Source organism: Streptomyces sp. NPDC088387 (assembly GCF_044753385.1).
Lineage (GTDB): Bacteria > Actinomycetota > Actinomycetes > Streptomycetales > Streptomycetaceae > Streptomyces.
The window spans coordinates 507,541-531,827 of the sequence record NZ_JBIVNC010000006.1 but is presented as its reverse complement, the minus strand read 5'-3'; the positions used below and the strand labels follow the sequence as shown (position 1 = coordinate 531,827).

General features: G+C 71.0%; 23 protein-coding genes. 14 read left to right on the top strand and 9 right to left on the bottom strand.

The annotated features are described in order from the left end of the window. Positions 1-6: 6 nt before the first annotated feature. The 4 genes from ACIQAC_RS19280 to ACIQAC_RS19265 all read left to right on the top strand — a co-directional run bounded on the left by ACIQAC_RS19280 (position 7) and on the right by ACIQAC_RS19265 (position 3,967). Positions 7-723, top strand: coding sequence for a GntR family transcriptional regulator (locus ACIQAC_RS19280; RefSeq protein WP_402192587.1), 717 nt, complete (start codon positions 7-9; stop codon positions 721-723). Between the two features lie 132 nt (positions 724-855). After that, positions 856-2,142, top strand: a complete 1,287-nt coding sequence (locus ACIQAC_RS19275) for an MFS transporter (RefSeq protein WP_402192585.1) — start codon at positions 856-858, stop codon at positions 2,140-2,142. A gap of 133 nt (positions 2,143-2,275) precedes the next feature. After that, positions 2,276-3,637 (top strand): acyclic terpene utilization AtuA family protein, encoded by a 1,362-nt coding sequence (locus tag ACIQAC_RS19270; RefSeq protein ID WP_402192584.1) that lies wholly within the window; start codon positions 2,276-2,278, stop codon positions 3,635-3,637. Positions 3,638-3,640: 3 nt separating this feature from the next. Next, positions 3,641-3,967 carry a DUF4387 domain-containing protein gene (locus ACIQAC_RS19265; RefSeq protein WP_402192581.1) on the top strand — a complete coding sequence of 109 codons (327 nt, stop codon included), beginning with the start codon at positions 3,641-3,643 and terminating at the stop codon, positions 3,965-3,967. Here ACIQAC_RS19265 and ACIQAC_RS19260 read toward each other — a convergent pair. The 4 genes from ACIQAC_RS19260 to vanH are packed head-to-tail and all read right to left on the bottom strand — an operon-like array spanning position 3,957 to position 7,819. Further along, positions 3,957-5,108, bottom strand: a complete 1,152-nt coding sequence (locus ACIQAC_RS19260) for an endonuclease/exonuclease/phosphatase family protein (protein ID WP_402192578.1) — start codon at positions 5,106-5,108, stop codon at positions 3,957-3,959. The genes ACIQAC_RS19265 and ACIQAC_RS19260 overlap by 11 nt on opposite strands. 32 nt (positions 5,109-5,140) lie before the next feature. Continuing rightward, positions 5,141-5,749 (bottom strand): D-Ala-D-Ala dipeptidase VanX, encoded by a 609-nt coding sequence (gene vanX / locus ACIQAC_RS19255; protein ID WP_402192575.1) that lies wholly within the window; start codon positions 5,747-5,749, stop codon positions 5,141-5,143. After that, positions 5,746-6,786 (bottom strand): D-alanine--(R)-lactate ligase VanA-Sc, encoded by a 1,041-nt coding sequence (gene vanA-Sc, locus ACIQAC_RS19250; RefSeq protein WP_402192572.1) that lies wholly within the window; start codon positions 6,784-6,786, stop codon positions 5,746-5,748. The genes vanX and vanA-Sc overlap by 4 nt, the downstream gene beginning before the upstream one ends. Further along, complete coding sequence (gene vanH / locus ACIQAC_RS19245) at positions 6,779-7,819, bottom strand: D-lactate dehydrogenase VanH (RefSeq protein ID WP_402192571.1); 1,041 nt, start codon at positions 7,817-7,819, stop codon at positions 6,779-6,781. Before vanH ends, vanA-Sc begins: the two co-directional genes overlap by 8 nt. Positions 7,820-7,964: 145 nt before the next feature. Between vanH and ACIQAC_RS19240 the strand changes: the two genes are divergently transcribed. The 3 genes from ACIQAC_RS19240 to murF all read left to right on the top strand — a co-directional run bounded on the left by ACIQAC_RS19240 (position 7,965) and on the right by murF (position 11,105). Further along, positions 7,965-8,498, top strand: a complete 534-nt coding sequence (locus ACIQAC_RS19240) for a GNAT family N-acetyltransferase (RefSeq protein WP_402192569.1) — start codon at positions 7,965-7,967, stop codon at positions 8,496-8,498. Positions 8,499-8,521: 23 nt separating this feature from the next. After that, complete coding sequence (locus tag ACIQAC_RS19235) at positions 8,522-9,376, top strand: YwqG family protein (protein ID WP_402192567.1); 855 nt, start codon at positions 8,522-8,524, stop codon at positions 9,374-9,376. Between the two features lie 385 nt (positions 9,377-9,761). Next, complete coding sequence (murF, locus tag ACIQAC_RS19230; protein WP_402192566.1) at positions 9,762-11,105, top strand: UDP-N-acetylmuramoyl-tripeptide--D-alanyl-D-alanine ligase; 1,344 nt, start codon at positions 9,762-9,764, stop codon at positions 11,103-11,105. Between the two features lie 31 nt (positions 11,106-11,136). Here murF and ACIQAC_RS19225 read toward each other — a convergent pair whose 3' ends face one another. Then, positions 11,137-12,315 (bottom strand): lipid II:glycine glycyltransferase FemX, encoded by a 1,179-nt coding sequence (locus ACIQAC_RS19225; protein ID WP_402192563.1) that lies wholly within the window; start codon positions 12,313-12,315, stop codon positions 11,137-11,139. 87 nt (positions 12,316-12,402) lie between these two features. On the opposite strand from ACIQAC_RS19225, the gene ACIQAC_RS19220 reads away from it, so the two are divergent. Together ACIQAC_RS19220 and ACIQAC_RS19215 are read left to right on the top strand one after the other, a co-directional pair. Beyond that, positions 12,403-13,098, top strand: a complete 696-nt coding sequence (locus tag ACIQAC_RS19220) for a response regulator transcription factor (RefSeq protein ID WP_402192560.1) — start codon at positions 12,403-12,405, stop codon at positions 13,096-13,098. Beyond that, on the top strand, positions 13,091-14,185 hold the full coding sequence (locus tag ACIQAC_RS19215) for a sensor histidine kinase (RefSeq protein ID WP_402192558.1): 1,095 nt from the start codon (positions 13,091-13,093) through the stop codon (positions 14,183-14,185). Before ACIQAC_RS19220 ends, ACIQAC_RS19215 begins: the two co-directional genes overlap by 8 nt. Before the next feature lie 22 nt (positions 14,186-14,207). Here ACIQAC_RS19215 and ACIQAC_RS19210 read toward each other — a convergent pair whose 3' ends face one another. Then, positions 14,208-15,353, bottom strand: a complete 1,146-nt coding sequence (locus ACIQAC_RS19210; RefSeq protein ID WP_402192556.1) for a serine hydrolase domain-containing protein — start codon at positions 15,351-15,353, stop codon at positions 14,208-14,210. A gap of 72 nt (positions 15,354-15,425) precedes the next feature. Between ACIQAC_RS19210 and ACIQAC_RS19205 the strand changes: the two genes are divergently transcribed. Then, positions 15,426-16,085 carry a TetR/AcrR family transcriptional regulator gene (locus tag ACIQAC_RS19205; protein WP_402192554.1) on the top strand — a complete coding sequence of 220 codons (660 nt, stop codon included), beginning with the start codon at positions 15,426-15,428 and terminating at the stop codon, positions 16,083-16,085. Positions 16,086-16,292: 207 nt separating this feature from the next. On the opposite strand, the gene ACIQAC_RS19200 is transcribed toward ACIQAC_RS19205, so the two are convergent. Both ACIQAC_RS19200 and ACIQAC_RS19195 read right to left on the bottom strand, forming a co-directional pair. Then, complete coding sequence (locus ACIQAC_RS19200; protein ID WP_402192553.1) at positions 16,293-17,567, bottom strand: sulfite oxidase; 1,275 nt, start codon at positions 17,565-17,567, stop codon at positions 16,293-16,295. 142 nt (positions 17,568-17,709) lie between these two features. Continuing rightward, positions 17,710-17,793, bottom strand: coding sequence for a putative leader peptide (locus tag ACIQAC_RS19195; protein WP_402192699.1), 84 nt, complete (start codon positions 17,791-17,793; stop codon positions 17,710-17,712). Between the two features lie 427 nt (positions 17,794-18,220). Here ACIQAC_RS19195 and ACIQAC_RS19190 point away from each other — a divergent pair, with 427 nt between their 5' ends. From ACIQAC_RS19190 to ACIQAC_RS19175, 4 genes are all read left to right on the top strand, one after another. After that, on the top strand, positions 18,221-19,450 hold the full coding sequence (locus ACIQAC_RS19190; protein WP_402192698.1) for an acyl-CoA dehydrogenase family protein: 1,230 nt from the start codon (positions 18,221-18,223) through the stop codon (positions 19,448-19,450). 170 nt (positions 19,451-19,620) lie between these two features. Further along, positions 19,621-19,722: a putative leader peptide gene (locus ACIQAC_RS19185; RefSeq protein WP_402192551.1), complete on the top strand. Its 102-nt coding sequence runs from the start codon at positions 19,621-19,623 to the stop codon at positions 19,720-19,722. A gap of 182 nt (positions 19,723-19,904) precedes the next feature. After that, positions 19,905-21,014, top strand: coding sequence for an ABC transporter substrate-binding protein (locus tag ACIQAC_RS19180; RefSeq protein ID WP_402192548.1), 1,110 nt, complete (start codon positions 19,905-19,907; stop codon positions 21,012-21,014). Between the two features lie 97 nt (positions 21,015-21,111). Further along, complete coding sequence (locus ACIQAC_RS19175) at positions 21,112-22,017, top strand: AraC family transcriptional regulator N-terminal domain-containing protein (protein ID WP_402192546.1); 906 nt, start codon at positions 21,112-21,114, stop codon at positions 22,015-22,017. A gap of 17 nt (positions 22,018-22,034) precedes the next feature. On the opposite strand, the gene ACIQAC_RS19170 is transcribed toward ACIQAC_RS19175, so the two are convergent. Further along, positions 22,035-24,101, bottom strand: coding sequence for an ATP-binding protein (locus ACIQAC_RS19170; protein ID WP_402192543.1), 2,067 nt, complete (start codon positions 24,099-24,101; stop codon positions 22,035-22,037). Positions 24,102-24,287: the final 186 nt, after the last annotated feature.

Below are 24,287 nucleotides of genomic sequence, written 5' to 3'. Positions count from 1 at the left end.
GCGGGCATGAGCACTGACGCCCTGGGGCCCATGGAGACGATGTCGCTGGCCGACCAGGCCTATCGGCGGCTCCGGGACGCGATCCGCGAGGGCGCGCTGCGGCCGGGCGAGAAGATCACCGAACGTGATCTCGCGTCCCGGCTCGGCGTCAGCCCCACCCCCGTGCGCGAGGCGCTGCGCCAGCTGGTGCACGAGAAGGTGGTCGAACGGGTGGGGCCCAGGGCCCTGCGGATCGCCGACCATTCCTCGGCCGCACGCTCGGAGATCGTCGAGGCCGAGGTACGGCTGTCCGCGCTGATGGCCCGGCTCGCCGCGCGCAACGCGTCCGCCGAGCAGCTCACCGACCTGGTGTCCCTGCTGGCCCGGACGGACCGGATGGTGGTCGGCATCGAGGAGACGGTCGCCGAGCAGGGGCCGGAGGCGGATGTGGCCGACCGGCTGACCGCCGTGTTCCGCAATCTGCGGCTCTTCCATCACCAGGTGGAGGCGTGCGTGGGCAACCCGGTCCTGACCGGACTGCTGGGCCAGGCCCGCGCGTTCAGCGACGAGGAGCGTCTCGACCTCACCATGAGGCTCGCCCCCGAGCGGGCCGAGACGTTCCGCGCCCGCTACCGCGAGCACCGGCAGATCCTGGACGCCCTTCTCGAACGGGACGAGGACCGCGCCGAGGAGCTGGCCGCGCGGCACCACCGCGCGGCGCTCGTCCAGCTCTCCAGCAGCTGACCCCGCGCCGCCCGCCCCACCCCGAGCCCGCCCGACCACCACCCTCGAACCGCCGCCCGACCGCCGGAGCGTATGGGATGCGCCCGGCCGACAGGCAACCCTTTTGCTATAGCATGTAGCACAGGAGCCGTGATGATGCCCGATTCTCCGCCGGCCGCCGACGCGGGCCCCTCGGTGCCGCCCCCGCGCGTCGGCGACCGAATGAACCGCAGCGCGGTGCTGTGGGTGACCCTCGCCGTCTTCGCCCAGGAAGCGGTGTGGAACTTCTACGACGCCCAGGTCCCCGAACAGCTGCGGCACTACTTCACCTCCGCCGGAGTGATCGGCCTGATCATGGGCCTTGACCACTCCTGGGGCATCTTCACCCAGCCGTCCGTCGGTTTCCTCTCCGACCGGCTGGCCCGCCGTCGCACCGGCCGCTGGCCGATCGTCCTGATCGGCGCGGCGATCGCCACCGTGCCGTTCGTCCTCATCCCCTGGGCGACCAGCCTGCCCGTGCTGATGCTGTGCGTGGTCGGTTTCGCCGCCGTCGCCAACGCCTTCAAGGGCGTCACCGAGACCCTTGTCTCGGACTACGTCGCCGCGTCGAACCGCAGCAAGGCGCAGGGCTTCGTCAAGGCGGGGGTCAGTCTCACCATCGTGATCTCCTCCCTGATCAGCCTGCTGGTCGTGGACCGCAGCCTGCGCCTCGCCTTCGCCATTCCCCCACTCCTCATGCTCCTTGTGCTCGGGCTGTCCTGGGCCTTCCTCGGCCGGCGCCACACCACGGCGGCCCTCCCCGAGGAACAGGCGGAGGACGTACGGGAGTTCGCCTCGCCGTGGGCCGTGCTCAAGGACGCGGTACGCACACCGTCGAGCCCCGCGCTCCTGCTGATGGTCGGCATCTTCTGCTTCGCCGGGATGTGGTCCGCCCTGCGCTCACTGATGACGCCGTACGGCACACAGGTCCTCGGCCTGACCCGCGGCGAGGCAGGTGGCCTGGCCCTCCCCGGCGCCGTCGCGTTCCTCGTCTGTGTGCTGCCGATCGCGTTCGCCTCCAACCGGCTCGGCCAACTGCGCTCCATGCGCTACGGAGTTGGGCTGTTCGTCGCGGGACTGCTCGTCGGCTTCGCCTTCCCCACCGTGCCCGGCACGATCACGTCGATGGTGCTGTCCTCGCTCGGATACGCCTCGTTCGCGGTGAACGCGCTGGTCGCCCTGTGGAACCTGGCACCGGGTCAGCGGGTGCTGGGCACCTACACGGCCCTGTACACGATCGCCTCCCAGTCGGGCATGGCGCTGGGCCCGGCGCTCCTCGGCACCACGATCGACCTCACGAGCTGGCGCTACATGCTGCTGAACGCGGCGGTCTTCGCCGCCGTCACGTTCCTGGTCTTCACGCGGCTGGCCCGGCGTGCGCCCGACCGGGTGGCGGGCTGACGGCCCGTACCGGTCCGCCGTACGAACCCTCCGTACCCACCCGTCGTACTCACCCGCGGTGTCCCCCCGTCCCGTCTCACCCGTCCCCTCCCACCCGCCTCCTCCCACCCGCATGACGAAAGGCACACCCCTCATGGAACTCCGCATCCTGGCCCCCACCGGGGCCCTCGGCGCCGGATTCGACTCCGCCGCCTTCGCCCGGGGTGTCGCCGCCCGTCCGGATGTGATCGCCTGCGACGCCGGGTCCACCGACTCCGGGCCCGCCGCGCTCGGTTCGGGCACCCCGAAGCTGTCCGCCCAGGCCGTCACCCGGGACCTGCGGATCCTGCTGCGGGCGCGGGACGAGCTCGGTGTTCCGCTGATCATCGGCTCCTGCGGCACATCGGGCCGGGACGTCGGTGTCGACCGGGTCGCCGGACTCGTGAGGTCCATCGCCGCCGACGAGGGCCTCCACTTCAAGCTGGGGCTGATCTACTCCGACCAGCCCGCGGCCCGTCTTCAGGACCTCTACGACGCCGGCCGCATCCAGCCGCTCGCGAACGCGCCCGCCATCGACCGGGAGTCGTTCGCGCGCGGCCACACCGTGGCGATGATGGGCGTGGAGCCGATCCAGGACGCCCTCCGGGACGGCTGCGAGGTGGTCCTCGCCGGTCGCGCCAGTGACACCGCGCTGTTCGCCGCGCTTCCCCACATGCGCGGGGCCGACCCGGGGCTCACCTGGCACATGGCCAAGACCGTCGAGTGCGGTGCCGCCTGTGCCGTACCGCCGTCGGCGAACGGCCTGCTGGCCACGCTGCGGGACGACCACTTCGACGTCACGACCCTCGCGCCGGACACCCGGCTGACCCCACGTTCGGTCGCCGCGCACACGCTGTACGAGAACGCCGACCCGTTCCACATTGCCGAGCCCTCGGGAGTCCTGGACACCACCGAGGCGACCTACGAGGCCGTCGACGACCGGACCGTGCGGGTTCGCGGGGCCCGCTATCTGCCGTCCGACGGCTACACCAACAAACTCGAGGGCGCCGAACTCGTCGGCTACCAGACCATCGCCATCGGCGGCGTACGCGACCGGGTCGTCATCGACACCCTTCCCAAGCTGCTGCCGCTGGCCAAGCAGTACTTCGACGCCAAGATCCGTGACGTCTTCGACGGAACCGTCGACCCGGCCGACATCGACATCGACTACCGCCTCTACGGCGCGGGCGCGGTGCTCGCCGCCACCGAACCCGACCCGCTCGACCCGCGGGAACTCGGTGTCCTCATCACCGTCACCGCCCCCGACCAGGCGACCGCGCACGCCATCGCCACCTTCGTCACCCATGCCAGCAGCCATCTGCCCATCGCCGAGTACGACGGCCTGGTCTCCACCCTCGCCTACCCCTACTCCCCGCCGGAGACGGACCGCGGCCCGCTGTACCGCTTCACCCTGAACCACGTGGCCACCGGCGTCACCCCGACCGAACTCTTCCGCACCACCACCCAGGAGCTGTGACCCATGACCACCCTCCTCGACCACTGCTCCCTGATCCGCTCGAAGAACGCCGGCCCCTTCACCCTCACCTTCGACTTCATGTGTCACGACCACGCGGCCTACGACGCCCTCGTCGCCACCGGCTTCCTCAACCAGGCCCTCTTCGCGGCCCTCTACGGCATCGCCCCGGAGCGGATCCTCGTGGTCAACCACCCGCACGCCCTCGCCGTGAAGGTCTCCCTGCCCCGCCCCACCGTCCAGGGAGACATCCACGACACCGACTGCTACGGCGGGCAGCAGTACGGTCCGCTGATGGACATGGAGATCCCCGCTCCCGGTGTCACCAGCTGATCTCCGCGGCCACCGGCAGATGGTCACTGCCGGTGGACGGCAGCACCCATGAGCGCGTCGGGTCCACTCCACGGACCAGGATCTGGTCGATCCGGATCACCGGGAACTCCACCGGCCACGTGAAGCCGAATCCGTCCCCGGCCGCGTCCTGGGCGGAGCGCATCCCGGAGGTGAGGTCGGCGAAGGCACGGTCGTCCGTGCTGCCGTTGAGGTCGCCGAGCAGCACCACCCGCTCGCTGCGGTCCGCGGCGACGGCCTCGCCGAGCGACTGCGCGCCGGCGTTCCGCCGGCCCGCCGACAGACCCGACCTGGGGTTCACCCGTACCGAGCCCAGGTGGGCGACGTACACCGCGAGTGGCCCCTGGTCCGTGGCCACTGTCGTCCGCAGTCCGCGGCTGTACTCCGCCTGCACGTCGTCCGGAAGGGTGGCCGCGAGCGCCCCCGCGTCCATCTTCACGTCGACCGCCCGGGTGTCCGACAGCGGCAGTCTGCTCCACAGTCCGACGGTGCCCTGCACCTCGTGGAACGGGTACGCCGTCGCCAACTCCTGCTCGTACGTGCCCAGGGCCTGCGGGGTGATCTCCTCCAGAGCCAGTACGTCCGCGCCGGACGCGATCAGGTCGCGGGCGGTGCCGGCGGGATCGGGGTTGTCGGCGCCGACGTTGTGGCTGGCCACGGTGAGGTCGCCGCCCGGCCGGGACTTGTCGCTCAGCACACCGCCGAAGAGGCTCAGCCACACCAGGCTCGGCAGCAGCAGCGCGACCACGGCGGAGGCGGAGCGGCGCCACAACGCGCAGGCCAGCAGGGCCGGGACGAACACGCCGAGCCAGGGCAGGAAGGTCTCCACCAGACTGCCGAGGTTCCCGATCCGGTTCGGGATCCATGCGTGCAGCATCATCACGAGGCCCAGCAGCAGCGCGAGCCCGGCGAGGAGCCGGCCGCGCTTCCAGGGCTCGGGCCGTGCGGCGCGACGGACGGTCCGGCGGATCCGTGTACGCAGGCTCCGGGTCGCGAGGGCCCGGTGACTTCCGGGGCCGCCCGTGATCTCGCGGTCCGCCTCGCCCTGTCGGGTCACGCGCTGTCGGCTCTCGCCCTGTCGGGTCTCGTCCTGTCCGGTCTCGGCCGTGTCCACCTGTGTCATCGTCTGTCCTCGTTCACTGCTGGTGTTCGGAATTACGTGACCGCGAAGTCGAAATAGGTGTCGGGGTAGGGCTCGTCGTTGAGGGTGTAGTGCCACCACTCGCTGCTGTACGAGCTGAATCCGCAGGCGTCCATGAGGGAGCGGAGATTGCGGCGGTTCGCCGCTTCGCGTCGTGTGGTCCCGTCGGCGCCGTGATGGGACCGTGAGTCCATCAGGTCGTGGCCACCACCCATGGCGGCGAGTTCACCGCTCTCCAGGTGATAGAGGGTCAGGTCGACGGTGCTTCCGCGGCTGTGTCCCGACCTGGTGGCCACGTACCCCCTTTCGAACATCTCGGCCCGGTTGATGTTCGGGTAGTGGCGTGGCTTTGTGCGGCCGTCCTCGGGCTGTTCGGCCCAGCGGAGAAAGCAGTCCACGGCGCGTTGTGGGCGGTATCCGTCCCAGAGAAGCAGTCCGAAGCCGAGCGACTCGGCCTCCTGCTGTGCCTTCTCCAGTGCCGCGCACAGGGCCCTGGTGCCGACGATCCGATTCGCGTGGTAGCCGTCGACCGGTTTGCCGGTGAAGTTGTCCCAGGTGGCGTACTTGGCGTCCCAGCGTATTCCGGACACCAGCTCGTCCACGAAGACGAAGTCGTCTCTCATCGGCTCTTCCCTGCCAGTGCCAACGACACAAGCCGGTCGATCACTTCGCCGAGCGGCAGGTCCGCGGCCGCCATCATCCGCGGATAGCGGCTGTAGGAGGTAAGTCCGGGCAGGGTGTTGACCTCGTTGAGTACGACCTCGCCGTCCTCCTTGAGGAACATGTCCACCCGTGCCAGTCCGCTGCATCCCAGCGCGCTGTAGACGGCCTTCGCCGCTTCCTGGACGCGGGTCCGGGAAGCCGCGGGAATGTCGGCGGGAACAACGGCCACCGAGTTGTCGGAACCGCTCTCGGGCCGCGCCTCCTGATGGATCCTGAAGAATCCGTGCGAGAGGGCGATGCGGTCCACCTCGCCGGTGATCAGGTCGGGATCGTTTCCGAGGATGGCGCATCCGATCTCGCTGCCGACGACGCCCTCTTCGATCAGCACCTTGGAGTCGTACTGCCGCGCGCTCTCGACGGCGCTCCGGAGTTCCTCCTCACGGGTCACCTTGCTGACGCCGAAGGACGACCCGGAGCGGGCCGGCTTCACAAAGACGGGATAGGTGAGTTCACCGGGGTCGACGCTCTCGCCCGGCGTGACCGTCCGGAATTCCGGTGTGGCGATTCCGGCGCTTCTGGCGACGACGTAGGCAAGGGACTTGTCCATACAGACCGCGGAGCTCTGGACGTCGCAGCCGACGTAGGGGATGCCGGAGAGCTCCAGCAGCCCCTGCATCGCGCCGTCCTCGCCGAACCTGCCGTGGACGACGGGCAACACGACGTCCAGGCTGATCAGTTCGTACTTTCCCTCGTCCAGGACGAGCAGACCGCGGACGCTCCTGTCCGGCGACAGCAGGGCGGGGCGGCAGTCGCCGTTCTCCCAGTCCGCGCCGGGTCCGTCGCAGAGCTTCCAGGCGCCGCTCCGGGTGATCCCGACGTAGAAGGGTTCGTACTTCTCGGTGTCGAGGTGTTGTGCGACCTGCCGCGCGGACTTGACGGAGACGGGGTGCTCCTCGCCGGCGCCTCCGAAGATGATCCCGACCTTCAATCTAGCCATGCTGAAGCCTGCTTTCGAATGTCAGACAGTTGGTGAGGGAGTTCTCGACCGTGTCGCTCAGGGCGTGGTCCGTGAAATAGGCCGTGTGCGGGCTGATGAGCACGTTCGCCATGTTCTGGAGCCGCAGCAGCGGTTTGCTGTCGATGGGCCGGTCCCGGCAGTCGGCGTAGAAGATCCCCTCCTCCCCTTCGAGGACATCCAGCGCCGCACCCCCCAGATTTCCGCTTTCCAGGGCCTCGACCAGGGCCTCGGTGTCGACGAGTGGACCGCGTCCCGTGTTCACGACGAATGCGCCGGGTTTCATCCGCCCGATACGCCGGTGGTCGAGGAGATGGCGGGTGTCCGCGGTGAGTGGCACATGGAGCGTGACGATGTCGCTCGAGCGCAGCAGCTCGTCGAGGGGCAGATGGTCGGCGTCGACCTTGGGAGAACTGTCGTGGGCCAGGATGCGACAGCCGAATCCCCGCAGCCGGTCCACAACTGCCGCGCCGATACGCCCTGTTCCCACGACCCCGACGGTCAGGTCGCGCAGTTCCCTCCCGCGTACGTCGTTCAGCCGGTAGTCGTGGAGGTCCGCGCGCCGGACGACGGATTTGGCGTTCCGTACGGCCATCAGCATCAGCATCAACGTGTAGTCGGCGACGCTGTCGGGCGAGTAGGAGACGTTCTCGACGGTCATGCCGAGGCTTTCGGCGTACGCCACGTCGATGTGGTTGTAGCCGATGCTGCGGGTGGAGATGTACGCGACTCCGGCGCGACTGAGCGCGAGCAGGGTGGAGTTGGTGATCCGGGTTTTGTGACCCACGCTGATACAGCGGTTTCCGAAGGCCAGCTCGACATTGGACTCGGAGACCGCGTCCTCGGTGATGACCGGCACGACGCCGAAGAGGGGTGCCGTCTCCCGGAACAGCGCGGCCTCGTCCTGTCCGCATCCGTAAACGGTGATTTCCGCTGCCGGGACGTCCGAGGCGGACGGGAGCACCGGCGACCAGGTGCGGCGGGCCGCTGTTCTGGCTGGTTCGCTGTAGGTCATGCCCACAGTCAAGGGTCCGGGCCGTTGCCGGAACGTATGCGGTTTCCGATACGCCGACGATATATTACCGGCCAGTAATAGCGAGGGTTCTCCTGTCGCCACCACCGATTACAGGTGGCGCGGTCGCCTCCGGCAGGATGGGGCCATGACCGAGATCCGCACACCCCGCCTCCTCCTCCGCCGCTGGCACGACGACGACCTGGTGCCCATGGGGGACATCAACGCGGACTCGCACGTCATGCACTGGATCGACGACGGCGCGGTGCGCGATCTGGACCAGACGGCCGAGGACATCGAGCGGTGGGAGGAGGAGTGGGACGACGAGGGCTTCGGCCGCTTCGCCGTCGAGCTGCTCGCCTCGGGTGAACTGGCCGGATTCACGGGCCTGTACGTGCCCGAGTTCCTGCCGGAGGTGATGCCCGCCGTGGCGATCGACTGGCGGCTCGGCTCACAGTTCTGGGGCCAGGGTTACGCCTCCGAAGCCGCCCAGGCCACCCTGGAGTTCGCCCTCCAGGACCGCGGCCTCGACCGGGTGATCTGCATCAACCGGACGGGCAACGAAGCCTCCGAGAACGTCATCCGCAAGCTCGACATGACACAGGAGAGCGTGACGGACCACCCCGTCCACGGCTATCCGCTGAGCGTGTACGCCATCGATCTGACCGAGTTCCAGGCCTGAAGGGGCCGAGACAGGTGACCTCCATGACTGACGACCGATACTCCCGGCTCGCCGCCGAGCACCTTCCCGGCGAACTCGCCGAGCGCTGGACCGCGCTGCTGCGCCCCTGCGTGCTCCTCCGTCCCGCCGAGGACGGCGAGGCGGTGGCCGCGGTGCTCGGCGGAGAACCGGAGCTTCCGGCCGGGGTCGGCCGGCCCGAGTGGGCGGGGCACGGGCCGCTGTCCTTCATAGCCGCCGTGCATTGCGCGGCCCTGCCCCGCGAGGGGCTGGCGGAGCAGTTCCCCCAGGAGGGGACGCTGCTCTTCTTCTACTTCGACGGTCAGACCGACGGCGACGCCTTCGTCTCGCACGAGGACCCCGAGAGCTGGGCCGGGACCCAGGTGTTGTACGTCCCGCAGGGCACCCCCGTCCTCCCGGCGGGCACACCACCGGAGCTGGAGGCGTACCCGCGGGTGGAACTCACCGCGGACGCGGAGCAGAGCGCCCCGGACCTGACACTGCCGCAGGCCCGCAAGGCCCTGCTCGGCGACCACCGGGAGTGGCCGCACCCACGTGAGACCCCGGCCGAACTCAAGGCTTTCCTGCGCGCTTTCAAGCGGCTGCGCGGACACATCGGCCATCAGGTCGGCGGCCATGCCCTGCCCATCCAGAATCCGGTGGAGTACGACGTCTCCTGCACGGACCTCGACGACCCCCGCCGCTGGGGCGACCCGGTCCACGACGAGCAGGCACAACGCTGGGTTCCGCTCGCCCAGTTCGACAGCGACGACGACGCGGACATGACGTGGGGCGACGAAGGAGCCCTCTACTGGCTCATCCGCCCCGAGGACCTCGCCGCCCGCCGCTTCGACCGGGCCCGGCTCACGGTGCAGTGCTAGGGCCCGTCTTCCGACTGATCCCGCCCAGAGTGGGATTGACGTGGGACTACGCCGGGAGGGTCGCCGGCCGCGATGCGGCGAGCGGTCCGCGCCACTCTCCGCAGCCTTCGGTGGGGCAGTTCCGCGGCAAGCACCGACAGCGGTACGACGACGGCCAGTGCGGCCAGTGAGTACTTCCACATGTGCCGGTCCAGGGCCCGCCGGGTGAGCGGCCTGTCCGGGAGGGGCCGAGCGGCGCCCTGGCGGCCACCACCCGGCTACCAGCCAGTAACATATCGTCGTCCTATCGAAAACCGCATACGCCGTGGCAACACCCCGCCGCCTTGACTGACGGCATGACACACAGCGCATCGGCCCCCGTCCACGTCCGCCCCGGCAACCGGTCATGATCCCGCTCAGCCTCAGGGAGATCGCCGCCGTCGTTGGCGGAACGGTCGTGGGCGACGGCGCCGTGACGGTGACCGCGCCGGCCGTGCTCGACGGGCGGCGGGCCGAGCCTGGCGGTCTCTTCGTCGCCTTCTCAGGTGAGCGCGTCGACGGGCACGACTACGTCGCCCAGGCCGCCCGTGCCGGTGCGGTGGCCGTGCTCGGCTCGCGGCCCACCCCGCTGCCCACCGTCGTCGTGGACGACGCCCCGGGCGCGTTGCAGGCGCTGGCGGCCCATGTCGTGGCCCGGCTGCGGGACCGGCTGACCGTGGTCGGGGTGACCGGCTCGCAGGGCAAGACCAGCACCAAGGACCTGTTGGCGTCGGTGCTTTCGCGTGCCGGGCACACCATCGCCACGTTCGGCTCGCTCAACAACGAGCTGGGTGTGCCGCTCACCATGCTGCGCGCCGACGCGGACACGCGGTTCCTCGTCCTGGAGATGGGCGCCCGGCACGTCGGGGACATCGCCGCGCTCACCGGCCTGGTCGCTCCCGACATCGCCGTTGTCCTCAACGTGGGCCAGGCCCACCTCGGCGAGTTCGGTTCGCGCGCGGCCATCGCGAGGACCAAGGGGGAGCTGGTGCGGGGGCTGGCGCCCGGCGGCACGGCCGTCCTCAACGCCGACGATCCGCGGGTGGTCGCGATGCGTTCGCTCACCGACGGTCCGGTGCTGACGTTCGGCCGGGCGCGGCACGCCGACGTACGGGTGCGGGAGCCGGTGCTGGACCGGTTCGGCCGGGCCTCGTTCACCCTGCGGACCGCCGACGCGTCCGTGCCCGTGTCGCTGCCGCACCTGGGAGCGCACCAGGCGCTCAACGCGTCGGCCGCCGTCGCCGCGGGGCTGGTGGCGGGCGTGTCCCTCGACGTGGCCGCGGCGGCGCTCGCCACCTCCTCGCTGTCGAAGTGGCGGGTCGAGCCGCACGACCTCGCGGGCGGCGTACGGCTGCTCAACGACTCCTACAACGCCAACCCCGACTCGACCCGCGCCGCCCTGGACGCGCTGGCGGCGATCGAGTGCGGGCGCCGCGTCGCCGTACTCGGCGAGATGCTGGAGCTGGGTGAGGAGAGCGCGGCCGAGCACCGGGCCGTCGGCGAGTACGCGGCGGAGCGGGCCGACGTGGTGGCCGTGGTGGGTGAGGCGGCCCGGCCGATCGCCGACGGGGCCGGGGCACGGGCCGTGCTGCTGGCCGACAGGCAGACGGCCGTCGAGTGGCTGCGCGAGCACCTCGGCGCCGGCGACGTCGTACTCGTCAAGGCGTCCCGCGGGGCACGCCTCGACGAGGTCGCCGCCGGGCTCACGTAGCGGGGCGGTGGACAGGGACCGGTGTCGCGGCTCAGCGCGCCCGTCGGCGCATGTACATGTCGAACGCCCGGTAGACCAGGGGCCGCAGCGGCAGGTCCCACTCCCCCACGTACCGCACCGCCCGGCCTCCCGTGCCGACCTTGAACTGGATGAGGCCGACGTGCGGGTCTTCGGCGTCGAGGGTGGGGGTGATGCCGCGCAGGTCGTAGATGTCGCAGCCCGCGTTCCGCGCGTCGCGGATCATCGCCCACTGGCAGGCGTTGGAGCCGCGCACCTCGCGCTTCTCGGTGGAGGAGGCGCCGTAGGAGTACCAGGCGTGGGCGCCGACGCGGACCATGATGGTGGCGGCGACCAGGTCGCCGTGGTGGTGGGCCAGGTAGAGCTTGATCCGGTCGGGATCCTCGGCGCTCAGGGCCGCGAACATGGTCTCGAAGTAGCGCAGCGGGCGCGGTGTGAAGTGGTCGCGCTCGGCGGTGTGGACGTAGAGGTCGTGGAACGCCTTCAGGTCCTCGGCGGCTCTCGGGGCCGTGCCGACGGTGACCGCGACGCCCTCCTTGGCGGCCTTCTTGATGTTGCGGCGCCACTGCTGGTTCATGCCCCGCAGGAGTTCGTCCTCGGTCCTGCCGGCCAGCGGGATCTCGTACTTGAACTGCGGGTGCCCGACCCCGAAGCCGTCCTCCGGGCTCTGCGGCAGCCAGCCTGCTTCCCGGAGGCGGCTGCCGACGCGGGCGCCGACCGGGTCGTCCCACTGGCCGGGCAGGTCGGTGAGCCGTGCCACGCCCGCGTCGGCGATGCCCTCCTTGACCTGGGCGGCGCTCCAGGTGGTGGTGGTCACGGGCGGGCCGAGCCGGATCGCGAACGCGCCGTGCGCCTTGAGGTGGGCCGCCAGCGGGGCGAGCCAGGCGCCGATGTCGCCGGTCCAGTCGATGGCCGGGCCCTCGGGCAGATAGGCCAGTGTGAAGCGGTCGAGCCGCGGCACCGGGCGGTGCAGGACAAGGCCGGCGCCGACCAGGCGCGGGCCGTCGAACCAGCCGAGGGACTCACTGCGCCACTCGGTCTTCACCCGGGCCCATGCGGGGGTCTGGAGAAAGCTCACCGACCGCCGCGTCCGCACGAACGCCAGGTGCTCGGCAGCGCTGATCGGACGGACGGCCGGCCTCACGCCTGCCGCAGCAAAACCTCGGTGTGCGGCTCGTTCACTGAAAGACATGCGCCAAGCCAAGGCAGCACGGTGTTGCCGGAGCGTATGTCTTTTTCGATACGGCGACGATATGCGCGGCCTCGTAGCATCGACGGCATGCGTGTGCTGATTGTCGAGGACGAGCCCTACCTGGCCGAAGCCATCCGTGACGGCCTGCGTCTGGAGGCGATCGCGGCGGACCTCGCGGGCGACGGCGACACCGCTCTGGAACTGCTGAGCGTCAACACGTATGACATCGCCGTCCTCGACCGCGACATTCCGGGGCCCTCCGGTGACGAGGTCGCCAAGCGCATCATCGCCTCCGGCAGCGGGATGCCGATCCTGATGCTCACCGCGGCCGACCGGCTCGACGACAAGGCCTCCGGGTTCGAGCTCGGCGCCGACGACTACCTCACCAAGCCCTTCGAACTCCAGGAGCTGGCGCTCCGGCTCCGGGCGCTCGACCGCAGACGCGCGTACCACAAGCCTCCGGTACGGGAGATCGCCGGTCTGCGCCTCGACCCGTTCCGCCGCGAGGTCTACCGCGACGGCGTGTACATCGCCCTGACCAGGAAGCAGTTCGCGGTGCTCGACGTCCTCGTCGCCGCCGAGGGCGGTGTCGTCAGCGCCGAGGAGCTGCTGGAGCGGGCGTGGGACGCGAACGCCGACCCGTTCACCAACGCCGTGCGCATCACCGTCTCGGCGCTGCGCAAACGGCTCGGCGAACCGTGGATCATCGCGACCGTGCCGGGCGTCGGCTACCGCATCGCCACCCGGTCCGAGTCGGGAAGCGGGGGCGGCGACCGTGCGTAGGGCGCCCGGGCTGAGCGTCCGCCTCAAACTCACCCTCAGCTATGCCGGGTTCCTCGTCCTCGCCGGTGTGCTGCTGCTCGCCGCCGTGGCGGTGGTCCTGTGGCAGGCCCGGTGGCTGATGGTCAACGACCAGGGGTCGTGGGTCGCCACTCCGGGCACCGTCTTCCTGCCCAAGTTCGCCCCGTGGGCGGCCGGATCCATGACGTTCCTGCTGGTCTTCGGTCTGCTGGGCGGATGGATCCTCGCCGGACGCATGCTCGCCCCCATGACCCGCATCACCCACGCCGCCCGGATGGCGGCCGACGGATCGCTCGCCCACCGGATCCGGCTGCCGGGCCGCCGGGACGAGTTCCGAGAACTCGCCGACGCCTTCGACGCGATGCTCGAACAGCTCGAAGCACATGTCGCCGAACAGCGGAGGTTCGCGGCCAACGCCTCCCACGAGCTGCGCACCCCGCTGGCGATCTCGAAGACACTGCTCGACGTGGCCCGCACCGATCCGGACCGCGACCCGGATGAACTCATCGACCGCCTCCAGGCCGTCAACACCCGCGCGATCGACCTCACCGAGGCACTGCTTCTGCTCAGCCGCGCAGGCCAGGGCTCCTTCAGCCGGGAACACGTGGACCTGTCCCTGCTCGCGGAGGAGGCCACCGAGACGCTCCTCCCCCTCGCGGAGAAGCACGGGGTCACCATCGAGACCCGGGGTGACATCACCACCACGGACGGATCGCAGGCGCTGCTGCTGCAACTGACCACGAACCTCGTGCACAACGCGATCGTGCACAACCTGCCCGAACAGGGCACGGTGTGGGTCACCACCGGCGTGCGCCCCGGCAGAGCGGTGCTCATCGTCGAGAACACCGGCGATCCACTCACCCCGGAGCTGGCCTCGACGCTCACCGAACCCTTCCAGCGCGGCACCGAGCGGGTTCACACGAGTCATGCCGGGGTGGGGCTCGGCCTGGCCATCGTCGCGACCATCACCCATGCGCACGGCGGCATCCTCACCCTGACTCCGCGCGCCGGCGGGGGGCTGCGCGTCACCGTGGAACTCGTCTCCGCGGCCCCGCTCGCCGACCACTGACCGGTCCCGCCCTCCGGACCGGTCAGCCGTACATCGCCACGCGGTAGAGAGCCGCGAGCGCGTCGTCGACGGGGTGCGGCCGCGGGCTGCCGGAGGAGTCGAGCCGGTTCCACCGCTGAAGGTTCACCGCGACCGCCATCCGCCGCTTTCCGTCGGCGCGGATCATGGCCAGTGCTCCACCGCCCCAGACCGTGCCGCCGTGGCCCCAGAACACCTCCTGACCGGGAGCCTCCATCGGGTGCAGGCCGAGTCCGTACTCGATCGTCCTGCCCTCCTGGGAAACCATCGGGACGGTGCGCTGCATCTGCGCCAGCGAGGACGCGCCGACGATCTTCCCGGCCAGGAGCATGCCGTAGAAGCGGTTGAGGTCGGCGACGGTCGATATGAGCGAGGCCGCCGGCCCCACCCATGACATGTCGTAGACGCTGTAGTCGCGCGGTGGGTCGATCATGCCGAACCAGGCCTCGTAGAGCCGTGAGTGCGGCCCGTCGACGTGTGGTCCGGTGGGGAACACGGTGTCCCGGAGTCCGGCGCGCTCGATGACGTTACGGGTGATGTAGCGCTCGGCGGTGGTGCCGGTCACCTGGTGCAGCAGCCGGCCGAGGAGCAGGTAGTTGGTGTTGGAGTAGACGCCCGGCGAACCGCCCGGGGTGCCGACCGCGGGAGCGGTGACGCCCATCTCGATCAGGTCGGTCGGCTCGAACCGTGTGAAGCGGTGGTCGTCCAGGCTCTGCGGCCCGGTCTCCGCGAGGACGGGGAGCGCCCTGAGGGAGGGGTAGGCGTACGGGAGGTACTCGGCGAGGCCGCTGGTGTGGTTGATCAGCATCCGGACCGTGATCGCGGCCCCGCGTGCTCCGGGGACCAGCTCCGGAAGGTACCGGCCGATCGGTGTGTCGAGTCCGATCCGCCCGCGCTCGACCTGCTGGAGGACCGCGGCGGCGGTGAAGGTCTTGGTGATGCTGCCGACCCGGTGCCGCAGATCGGCGGTGACGGGACGACCGGTGGTCACGTCGGCCACCCCGGCGGCCGCGCGCCAGACCCGGTCGTGGTCACGCACCTCGGCGAACAGGCCCGGTATCCCCGCGCGGTGGACGTTCTCGACGGCTGCGGTCAGTGCGGCGTCCAACGCCGCGGAATCCATGGGGTTCTCCACATCGTTCAGGCTCATGTCCTCATTATGCACGCGGTGCGTGCAACACCAAGTGCATAGGTTAGGCTGGGATTTCGCGAGAGGAGCGACATGGCAGGCAGAAGGCGCTGGTCGACCGAGGAGATCCTGGACGCGGCGGCGGAGCTGCTGCGCACGGGCGACGCCGAGTCGTTCAGTGTGCGCAAGCTGGCCGCGGCCCTCGGGACCGACTCCTCCAGCCTCTACCGGCACTTCCGCAGCAAGACCGAGCTGCTGCGCGCGGTCGCCGACCGGATTCTGCTCGCGGCCATGGACGGCCATCACCCCGAGGGCGACTGGAAGCAGCGCATCACGGCTCTTGCCCTGCGGGTGCGGGAGGCCTTTGGCCGGCAGCCGCAACTCGCCGCGGTCTGGGGGCGCTACGCGTCGAGCGGCACGGGTTCGCGGCTGGTCATGGAGGAGGCGCTCCAGGCGCTGCGCGCCGCGGGACTGCCGGACGAGGACATCCCGGTGCGCTATCACCGGCTCGCGGTGCTCATCGCCGCGTTGATCGCCTCCGAGGCCGGCGTCGGCTCCGTGACCCCCGAAGAGCACGAACAGGGCCTGGAGCTGTTCCGCGTCGCGGTACTCGGCGCCGACCCCGAACGGTTCCCGGCCCTGTCCCACTTCGCCCGCGAGGTCCGCCCTCTCGGGGCGGACCGGCGCGCCGCGTTCGAGGAGATCCTCGCCTCGCACCTCGCCGACATCGAACGTGCGGTCGGGCGCGGATAGCGGTCGGGGGTTGCCGGCGGTCAGGTGTTGCCGGTGGTCAGGCGCAGGCAGCCGATGGCCCGAGCCGGCCGACGGTTCCAGCCTGCCGACGGCCCGCCGACGCGGTGTGCGGTCGGCGGGCCGAGCGGGTCCGGCGGGTGCCGTCACACCGCAACCACCGGATGGACCGGTGCCGTCACATCGCAGCCACCGGATGGACCGGTGCCGTCAGACCACGGTCACCGGGTGCTTCACCACGGCGTTGAAGAGGTAGCCCTGCGTGTTGGGGACCGCGACGTCCGGCTGGGTGTGGCCGGCCGTGTCGGTGGCGCGGGCCAGAAGGTGGGTGGCGCCCGGCGTCCGCGGCTTCCACGGGACGGACCAGCGGGTCCACGTGCCCGAGCGGGCGTCGTCGTGCAGCCGGGCCCGGCGCCAGTTCGTCCCGCCGTCCGTGCTGACGTCGACGCGGGCGATGCCGCCGGCGCCCGACCAGGAACGGCCGTGCAGCACCTGGCCCTCACCGGCCGCGAAGGTGGCGCCGGTCGCCAGCTCGAAGGCGCTCTTGATGGTCTGCCTGCCCAGCGGCGCGCTGCCCTCGGGCGGGTAGGAGGGGCCGTAGAGGCGGTAGAAGGTGGTGTTCCAGGGTGAGAAGAGGGGCTGTGCGGACACCTGGATGTCGCCGACCCACTTGATCGACGAGATCCCCACCCACGAGGGGACCAGCACCCGCACCGGGTACCCGTGGTCGTACGGCAGCGGCTCGCCGTTCATCTCGTACGCCAGCAGTACGTCGTTCAGCGCCTTGGACAGCGGCAGCGGCCGGCGTACCCGCCCGAGGTTCTCGCCACCGGTGACGTACTCGGCGTCCAGGCCGCGCGGCTGGACGTCCACGGCTTGGGAGGACAGCCGTGCCCTGCGCAGTACGTCGGACAGGCGCACCCCGCGCCAGCGGGCGACGCCGATGGCTCCGAGCGTCCACGCCGTGCCGGTGACCGGCTCGCCCTGCTGGGTGGTGTAGTGGGTGCGGCCGTTGCCGGCGCACTCGACGAACGCGGTCCGGGTCACGGAGGGCAGCGCGCGCAGATCGTCGTAGCCGAACTCGACCGGTCTGTCCTCGCCGGGCGCGCCGCGCAGTCCGTCGCCCCAGAGGCGCAGCCGCCACTCGTCGGCGTCCAGGACCGGGGTGGCGGTGTGGTTGCGCACGAAGAACAGCTCGTTGGGGGTGTGGTGGCCGGTGCCGCGCAGGGCGTCCCAGCGGGTCTCGGCGTTGGTGCCGCGCAGGATGAACCGCTCCGGCGGCACCGGCTTCACGATCGGCGAGTCGGCGGCGCGGGCCGGACTCAGCTCGGGGAGGGCGGTCGCGGCGGCGGTGGCGGCGAGCATGGTGAGCAGCCGGCGGCGGGTGACCCCGTCCGCCCTGGCCTCCCCGGCGAGCCACTGACGCAACCTGCGGCGGTCGTAGGCGGTCTCGTCGTGCGGGAAGGCGGGCTCGGCAGAAGGCATGACGGATCCTCGGCAGAAGGGTGCGGACGGACAGGCGGCGAGAACGGCTCGGGTGGTCGCGCGGGTCTGATCCGACGGGGCCGCCGGATCCAACCGGCCCGCCGGGGACGGTTGTTGGAGGCGCCTGTGACGGTGTGGTTGATCAGCCGCGCGGACGACACAGTGCGGCGGCGACGCGGACGAGGTCCACCGCGCGGCGGCGTGTCAGGGGTTCCGGAGACGACATGCCGCGATGCAAACACGTGCCGTACCGGGCGTCAACACAATGCCGTCGTGGGGAGTTTCGGCTCCGTCCGCCCTCCGTCAGGGCTCCAGCGGTGAGGCGCGCGCCGCGCCCTCAACCCTTGGCAAGCCGCCCTCGACCCTTGCCACGGCCGCCCTCGACCTTCGGCAGGCCGCCCTCGATGCTCGGCGCGGCGCCCTCGATCCTGGCCAGGGGGTGGCCCGTCGGCCATCGTGGCGCGTTTCCCTACTTTCCCTATAGATTTACTAGGAAAGCATTGACGGCCCGCCCGGCTGTTGCGCAGGATGATGCTTGTGCCCCACACACAGCAGCGGTGGAACGTCGGACGACCGTCATGACCACGGCACTTCCGGCCCGGACCGCGACATCGGCCGCGCCGGCCCCCGACATCCGCCAGGAGACGACCGCCATGGGTGTTGCCACCGCGCCGTCCGACCCCGCCGCGGAATCCGTCCGGACCGGCCCCGGTCGCGCGCACTGGCTGCGTGTGGCCCGCGAGACGGCGGACGACCTGGCCACCGACGCGGTCACCCGGGAACAGGCGGGCAAGGTCCCGCTCGACGAGGTGTCCAGGCTGCGCGAGTCGGAACTGCTGACGCTGCTCGTACCGGCCGAGCGGGGCGGCGGTGACGCGGACTGGGCCACGGCGTACGCCGTCGTCCGGGAGGTCGCCGCGGCCGACGGCGCCATCGGCCAACTGCTGGGCTGTCACTACTTCCTGTCGTGGAGCGCCGGTTTCCTCGCCGAGCCCCGCGTGGCGGCCCGCACGGAACGGCAGTCCGCGGCCGAGCAGTGGTGCTGGGGTGGTGGATTCGCCGCTCAGGAGCCGCCTCTGACGCTGGTCCGCAGAGCGGGCGGCTTTGTGCTCGACGGCCGGCAGAGCTACGCGACCGGTGTCCTGGTCGCCGACCGGCTCGCCGTACGGGCGGTGCGGGCGGACACCGGCGAACCCCTCGCCGTCACGGTCGCCCCCTCCCGGCACGGTGTGCGCGTCGACGACGACACCGACGCCTTCGGCCAGCGGCTCGCGGCCGGCGGGAGTGTGGAGTTCGACGCCGCGGTGATCGACGCCGACAGTGTGCTCGGCTCCCTGTCCGCGGACGAGGACGTCCTGTCTCCCCGAACCGCGCTGATGTCGCCCGTCGGACGGCTCGTCTCCGTGCAGCTGCGTCTCGGCATGGCCGAGGGTGTGCTCGCCGAGGCCCGTGAGTACAGCAGGACGGGGCACGCCCCCTGGCACCCGACCTGGTCGGCCGGCTCGCCCCAGGACCCGCAGGCGCTGACCACCCACGGTGAACTCACCGTCCTCACCCGTGCCGCGTCGGCCCTCGCCGACCAGGCACGGGAGGCCGTGCAGGGCGGGCTGTCCCGCGGCGACGGCATCACCTACGACGAGTACGCGGAGATCTCGGCCCTCGTGGCCATGGCCGAGGCGGCCTCCTCCCGGGCCGTGCAGGAGTGCACCAGCCGTGCGCTGGACATCGTCGGCGCCCGCGCCGCGTCCTCACGGCTGGGCTTCGACCGCTTCTGGCGCAACGCCCGCACCCACACGCTGTACGAGCCGGCCGGGCACCGACTCCGGGACGTCGGGGACTACTTCCTCAACGGGGCACACCCCCCGTTCGTCCTGCCCGGCTGACCCCGCCTCCGGCCGGCCCCGGCACCGGGTGCCCGGCCCGTACACAGTCCGGGATCTCAGAAAATGAGATCCCGTGGTCCGTCATATGGGACGCCTCTTGGGGTGCGCGCCGCCTTCTGTCACGATCCCTACCAACCAGGCAGGAAACCTAGGGATCTGTGGGGGTGGTCATGGAAAAGCACAGCCGCAGAGCCCGTCTGCTGCCGGTTCTGACCTCGCGTCGCCACATCGACCTCGGTCGCACGTCCAGTGCCACCTGTCGGCCCGTCTGAGCCCGTCCCCACGAACCGTCGGCCCCTCGGCAGCACATGACTGACCGCTGCCGCCGCATGCCGTCGGACGTCTCCCGGCGCCGTGCCGGAAAACCGGCATCCCGCGGGCCCCGCGCGTCACGCCCGGCGTTCCCGCATCGCCGCTGTCTCGCTTCATCACCACATCCCGAGAGGACACCTCCGTGTCTGCCGTCAGACCGCGCACCACCCTGCGCACCCTCGCCGCGATAGCCGCTCTTCCGCTCCTGCTCACCGCCTGCGGTTACGGCTCCGACGCCGCCGACGACGACAACAAGCAGGCGGAGGTCGCGGCGGGCGCCGAGAAGCTCTCCTCCGACGAGGTGCGGATCGGTTACTTCCCCAACCTCACGCACGCCACCGCGCTGGTCGGGGTCCAGGACGGCCTGCTCCAGAAGGAGCTCGGCGGCACCACGATCAAGCCCTCGACCTTCAACGCGGGGCCGTCGGAGATCGAGGCGCTGAACTCCGGGTCCATCGACATCGGGTTCATCGGCCCGTCCCCCGCCATCAACGGCTACACCAAGTCCGCCGGCAAGAACCTGCGCATCATCAGCGGTTCGGCCTCCGGCGGTGTGAAGCTCGTGGTCAACCCGGACAAGATCAAGACCCTGGACGACATCAAGGGCAAGAAGATCGCCACGCCGCAGCTCGGCAACACCCAGGACGTGGCGTTCCTCAACTGGATCGCGGAGAAGGGCTGGAGCGTCGACGCGCAGAGCGGCGCCGGCGACGTCTCCGTCGTCCGTACGGACAACAAGATCACGCCGGACGCCTACAAGTCCGGTTCCATCGACGGTGCCTGGGTGCCGGAGCCGACCGCGTCCAAGCTGGTCGCCGAGGGCGCGAAGGTACTGCTCGACGAGTCGACGCTGTGGCCCGACGACAAGTTCGTGATCACGAACATCATCGTGTCGCAGAAGTTCCTCAAGGATCACCCGGACGTCGTCGCGGCCGTACTGCGCGGCTCCGTGAAGACCAACGAGTGGATCAACGCCAACCCGGACGAGGCCAAGGCGTCCGCCAACGAGGCGCTGGAGAAGCTGTCCGGCAAGGCGCTGCCCGCCGAGGTCATCGACCCGGCGTGGAAGTCCATCACCTTCCTCGACGACCCGCTGGCCGCCACCCTCAACACCGAGGCGGAGCACGCGGTGAAGGCGGGTCTCCTGGAGGAGCCGGACCTGGCGGGCATCTACGACCTGGCCCCGCTCAACAAGGTCCTCAAGGCCGCGGGCAAGCCCGAGGTCGACGACGCCGGTCTCGGCGTGAAGTAACCGGGCAAAAGGCGCTCCGGCCGCTCACCGGCCGGAGCGCCTCCCCGTTTGCGCGGTCGTCCTCGGCGGTCCGGCCCACCGGCTCCATAATTGACGTATGCCCCTCGAAGAGTTCCGCGCCCTCCTTGACCGGCACGCCCGGCCCGACTGGACCACCGCCATCGACGGTGTGCTGATCTCGAAGGTCGACCGGACGGAACCGCCGACGCCCTCGATGTCCGGCACCGTGCTGGCGGTCATCGCCCAGGGCGCGAAGCGGCTGGCGCTGGGTGACCGGGTCTACGAGTACGGCGCCGGGCAGTATCTGGTGGCCTCCGTCGACCTGCCGCTGACCGGGCAGTTCACCCGTGCCGACCCCGAGCACCCGGCGCTCGGCTTCGGCCTGGTCCTCGAACCGTCCGCCGTGGCCGAACTGCTGCTGCGGGCCGAGCCCGGCGACACCCCGCGGGCCGGCGGGAGCGCGCCCTCGGGGATCGCCGTCTGTGACGCACCGGCGGAACTGCTCGACGCGGTGGTCCGGCTGCTGCGGCTGCTCGACGAACCCCGTGACCGCGCCGTACTGGCCCCGCTGATCACCCGCGAGATCCTGTGGCGGGTGATCACCGGCGAGCAGGGCGCGGCCCTGCGCCAGCTCGGTCTCGCCGACAGCAGCCTCAGCCATGTCTCCCGTGCCGTGCGCTGGATCCGCGAGCACTACGCCGAGCCGTTCCGGGTGGAGGACGTGGCCCGTCTCTCCGGTATGAGCGTCTCCGCCTTCTACCGCAACTTCCAGTCGGTGACGGCGATGAGCCCGATCCAGTTCCAGAAGCAGATCCGCCTCCAGGAGGCCCGGCTTCTGCTCACCACCCGCCCGGGCGACATCGCCGGGGTCGGGAGCCGGGTCGGCTACGACAATCCCTCGCAGTTCAGCCGGGAGTACCGCCGCCAGTTCGGCGCGCCCCCGAGCCAGGACGCCGTCCGCCTGCGGAACACCGCCCGCTCACCGGCGGTCGCACTTCCCTGAACCGGTCGGCTCGGGGCTCAACTGCTCTGCCCCGGCGCCCCGTTGCCGCCCAGCGCCAGGACAAGGGCGGCGTCGCCGTCCCGCGCCCCCCGCTGCCAGGCATGGGTGTACGAGTCCGCCCCCAGCGCGGCCCGTGCGCTCGACTCGGTCGACTCACGCACCGGCCGCAGCTCGGGTGTCCCCCGCTGCGGATGGCCGACGGCACCCCAGAACGTCTGCGCGCTGCCGGACACATAGGCAGCGTCCTCGGCCCGGCCCTGGGCCGCGTGTGCCGCCGCCAGCAGGTCGAGGCTGAGTGCCACCCCGAAGCTGTCGCCGAGCTGGTGCTTGGCCAGGAGCATGGCGCGGGCGTGGGTCTCGGCCTCGTCGGCGCGGTCCTGGAAGAGGGCCAGCAGGGCGAGCTGGTACTCGGTGTAGGAGCCGGTCCACCGGTCCTGGACCGCCTGGCTGCGGGTACGCAGGGCCTGTGCGGCGCGTTCGGCCTCGGTCTGGGCGCCGAGCGCGGTCAGCGCGAACACCCGTACCAGCTCGCACCGGACTCCCCAGGCCGAGCGGCGGGCGTGGGCGGCGAACCGGTCGAGCAGACGGTCCGTGCCGGTGAGGGCGGTCAGTGGCCGTCCGGTGAGCAGGCAGATCAGGCCCCGCAGGTAGGTGGCGGCCAGTATGTGTTCGGCGTCGTTGTGGCGCTCGGCGGTCTGGGCGCACCGCTCGGCCAGGTCGGTGGCGAGGTGGTGCTGCCCCTGGAGCAGGGTGACGAAGCCGAGGCCCCACAGCGCACGGGAGAGGTGGGGCCCCTCCTGCCCCGGCACGACCGTGGCGAGTGCCCGCTCCAGGTAACCGCGGGCCTCGTACAGATGGCCGCAGCAGCTCCAGAAGAAGGTGATCCGGCCGATCAACTCGAGTGCGGTGCCCGGCGATCGGACGAGCAGATGGTCCAGCGCGGCGCACAGGTCCGTGTGGACGGCGGAGATCCTGCGGTACCAGGTGAGTTGTTCCGTGGTCGTCCAGGCGGCGTCGGCACGGCGGCCCAGGTCGAGGAAGTGTGCCGCGTGCCGGTCGGCGGCGGCGCCCTCCTCGCCCAGCAGGGCGAGCCACATCTGCCCGTACTCACGCAGCGAGTCCAGCATCCGGTACCCCGTGGCGACCCGCGAGACGACGGAGCAGTCGGCCAGCGCCTCCAGCGTGGCCGCGATCTCGTCCGCCGGCAGGGGCCCGCCCGCGCACACCGCTTCGGCGGTCGCCGTGTCGAAGGTGTCGCGCAGCACCGACAGCCGTGCCCACAGGAGCCGTTGGCGCGGGGTGCACAGTTCGTGGCTCCAGCCGATGGTGGTGCGCAGCCGTTCGTGCCGGCGCGGCCACACCGGGTCTTCGCGCGCGAGGGCGTTGTGGTCCATGGACACGGCCTCGAACAGTTCGTCGATGGGCAGGTCCCGAAGTCGGGCCGCCGCCAGTTCGAGGGCGAGGGGAAGTCCTTCGAGCCGCCGGCAGATCGCGTCCGCGAAGTCGGCCCAATCCGGGTCGGTGCCGTCGATCCCTGCGGCGGTTTCGCCGCCCGGTGACTGCGCGGCCCGCGCGGTGAAGAGGGCCATCGCGTCGTTCTCGCCCTCGGTGGGGAGCGGCCCGACCTCCAGTGTGTGCTCCACACCCAGGTCGAGCGGAATGCGGCTGGTGACCAGCACACACAGTCCGGGCGAGGTGGTCAGCAGGTCCGCCACCAGATCACGGCAGGAGTCGGTCAGATGCTCGCACGAGTCCAGGACCAGCAACCCCTCCCGGCCGGCGAGCCCTTCACTCACGGCCTCGATCGGCATCCGGGGGGTGTGGTCCGCCAGCCCCACCGCGTCCGCCACCGTGGCGACCAGCAGCGCGTCGCCGGCGAGCGGTGAGAGCTCGGCCCACCAGGCGCCGTCACGCCACCGGTGCGCGTGCAGGGCGGCGAACCGCAACGCCAGGCGTGTCTTGCCGACCCCACCCGGACCGGTCAGCGTCACCAGCCGGTGCGCGGACGTCGCGTGCTCCAGTGCCGCCAGCTCGAATCGCCGGCCCACAAAGCTCGAACGCTCCTCGGGCAGAGTGTTGTTCACAAGAGCATCTTCACCCGCCGGGCGCCCCCACAAGCTCCTTCACGCCCTGGCCGCCGACACGCCCGGCGGATGCGCCCCTGCGCCCGGTACCTCGGGCTTCGCGGCTCGCGGGACGCGCGCGGTGACCATCACTTGATTCACTCGTTTGACGGAATGCCGTCGTCGTGAGAGCCATTCACCGGAAGG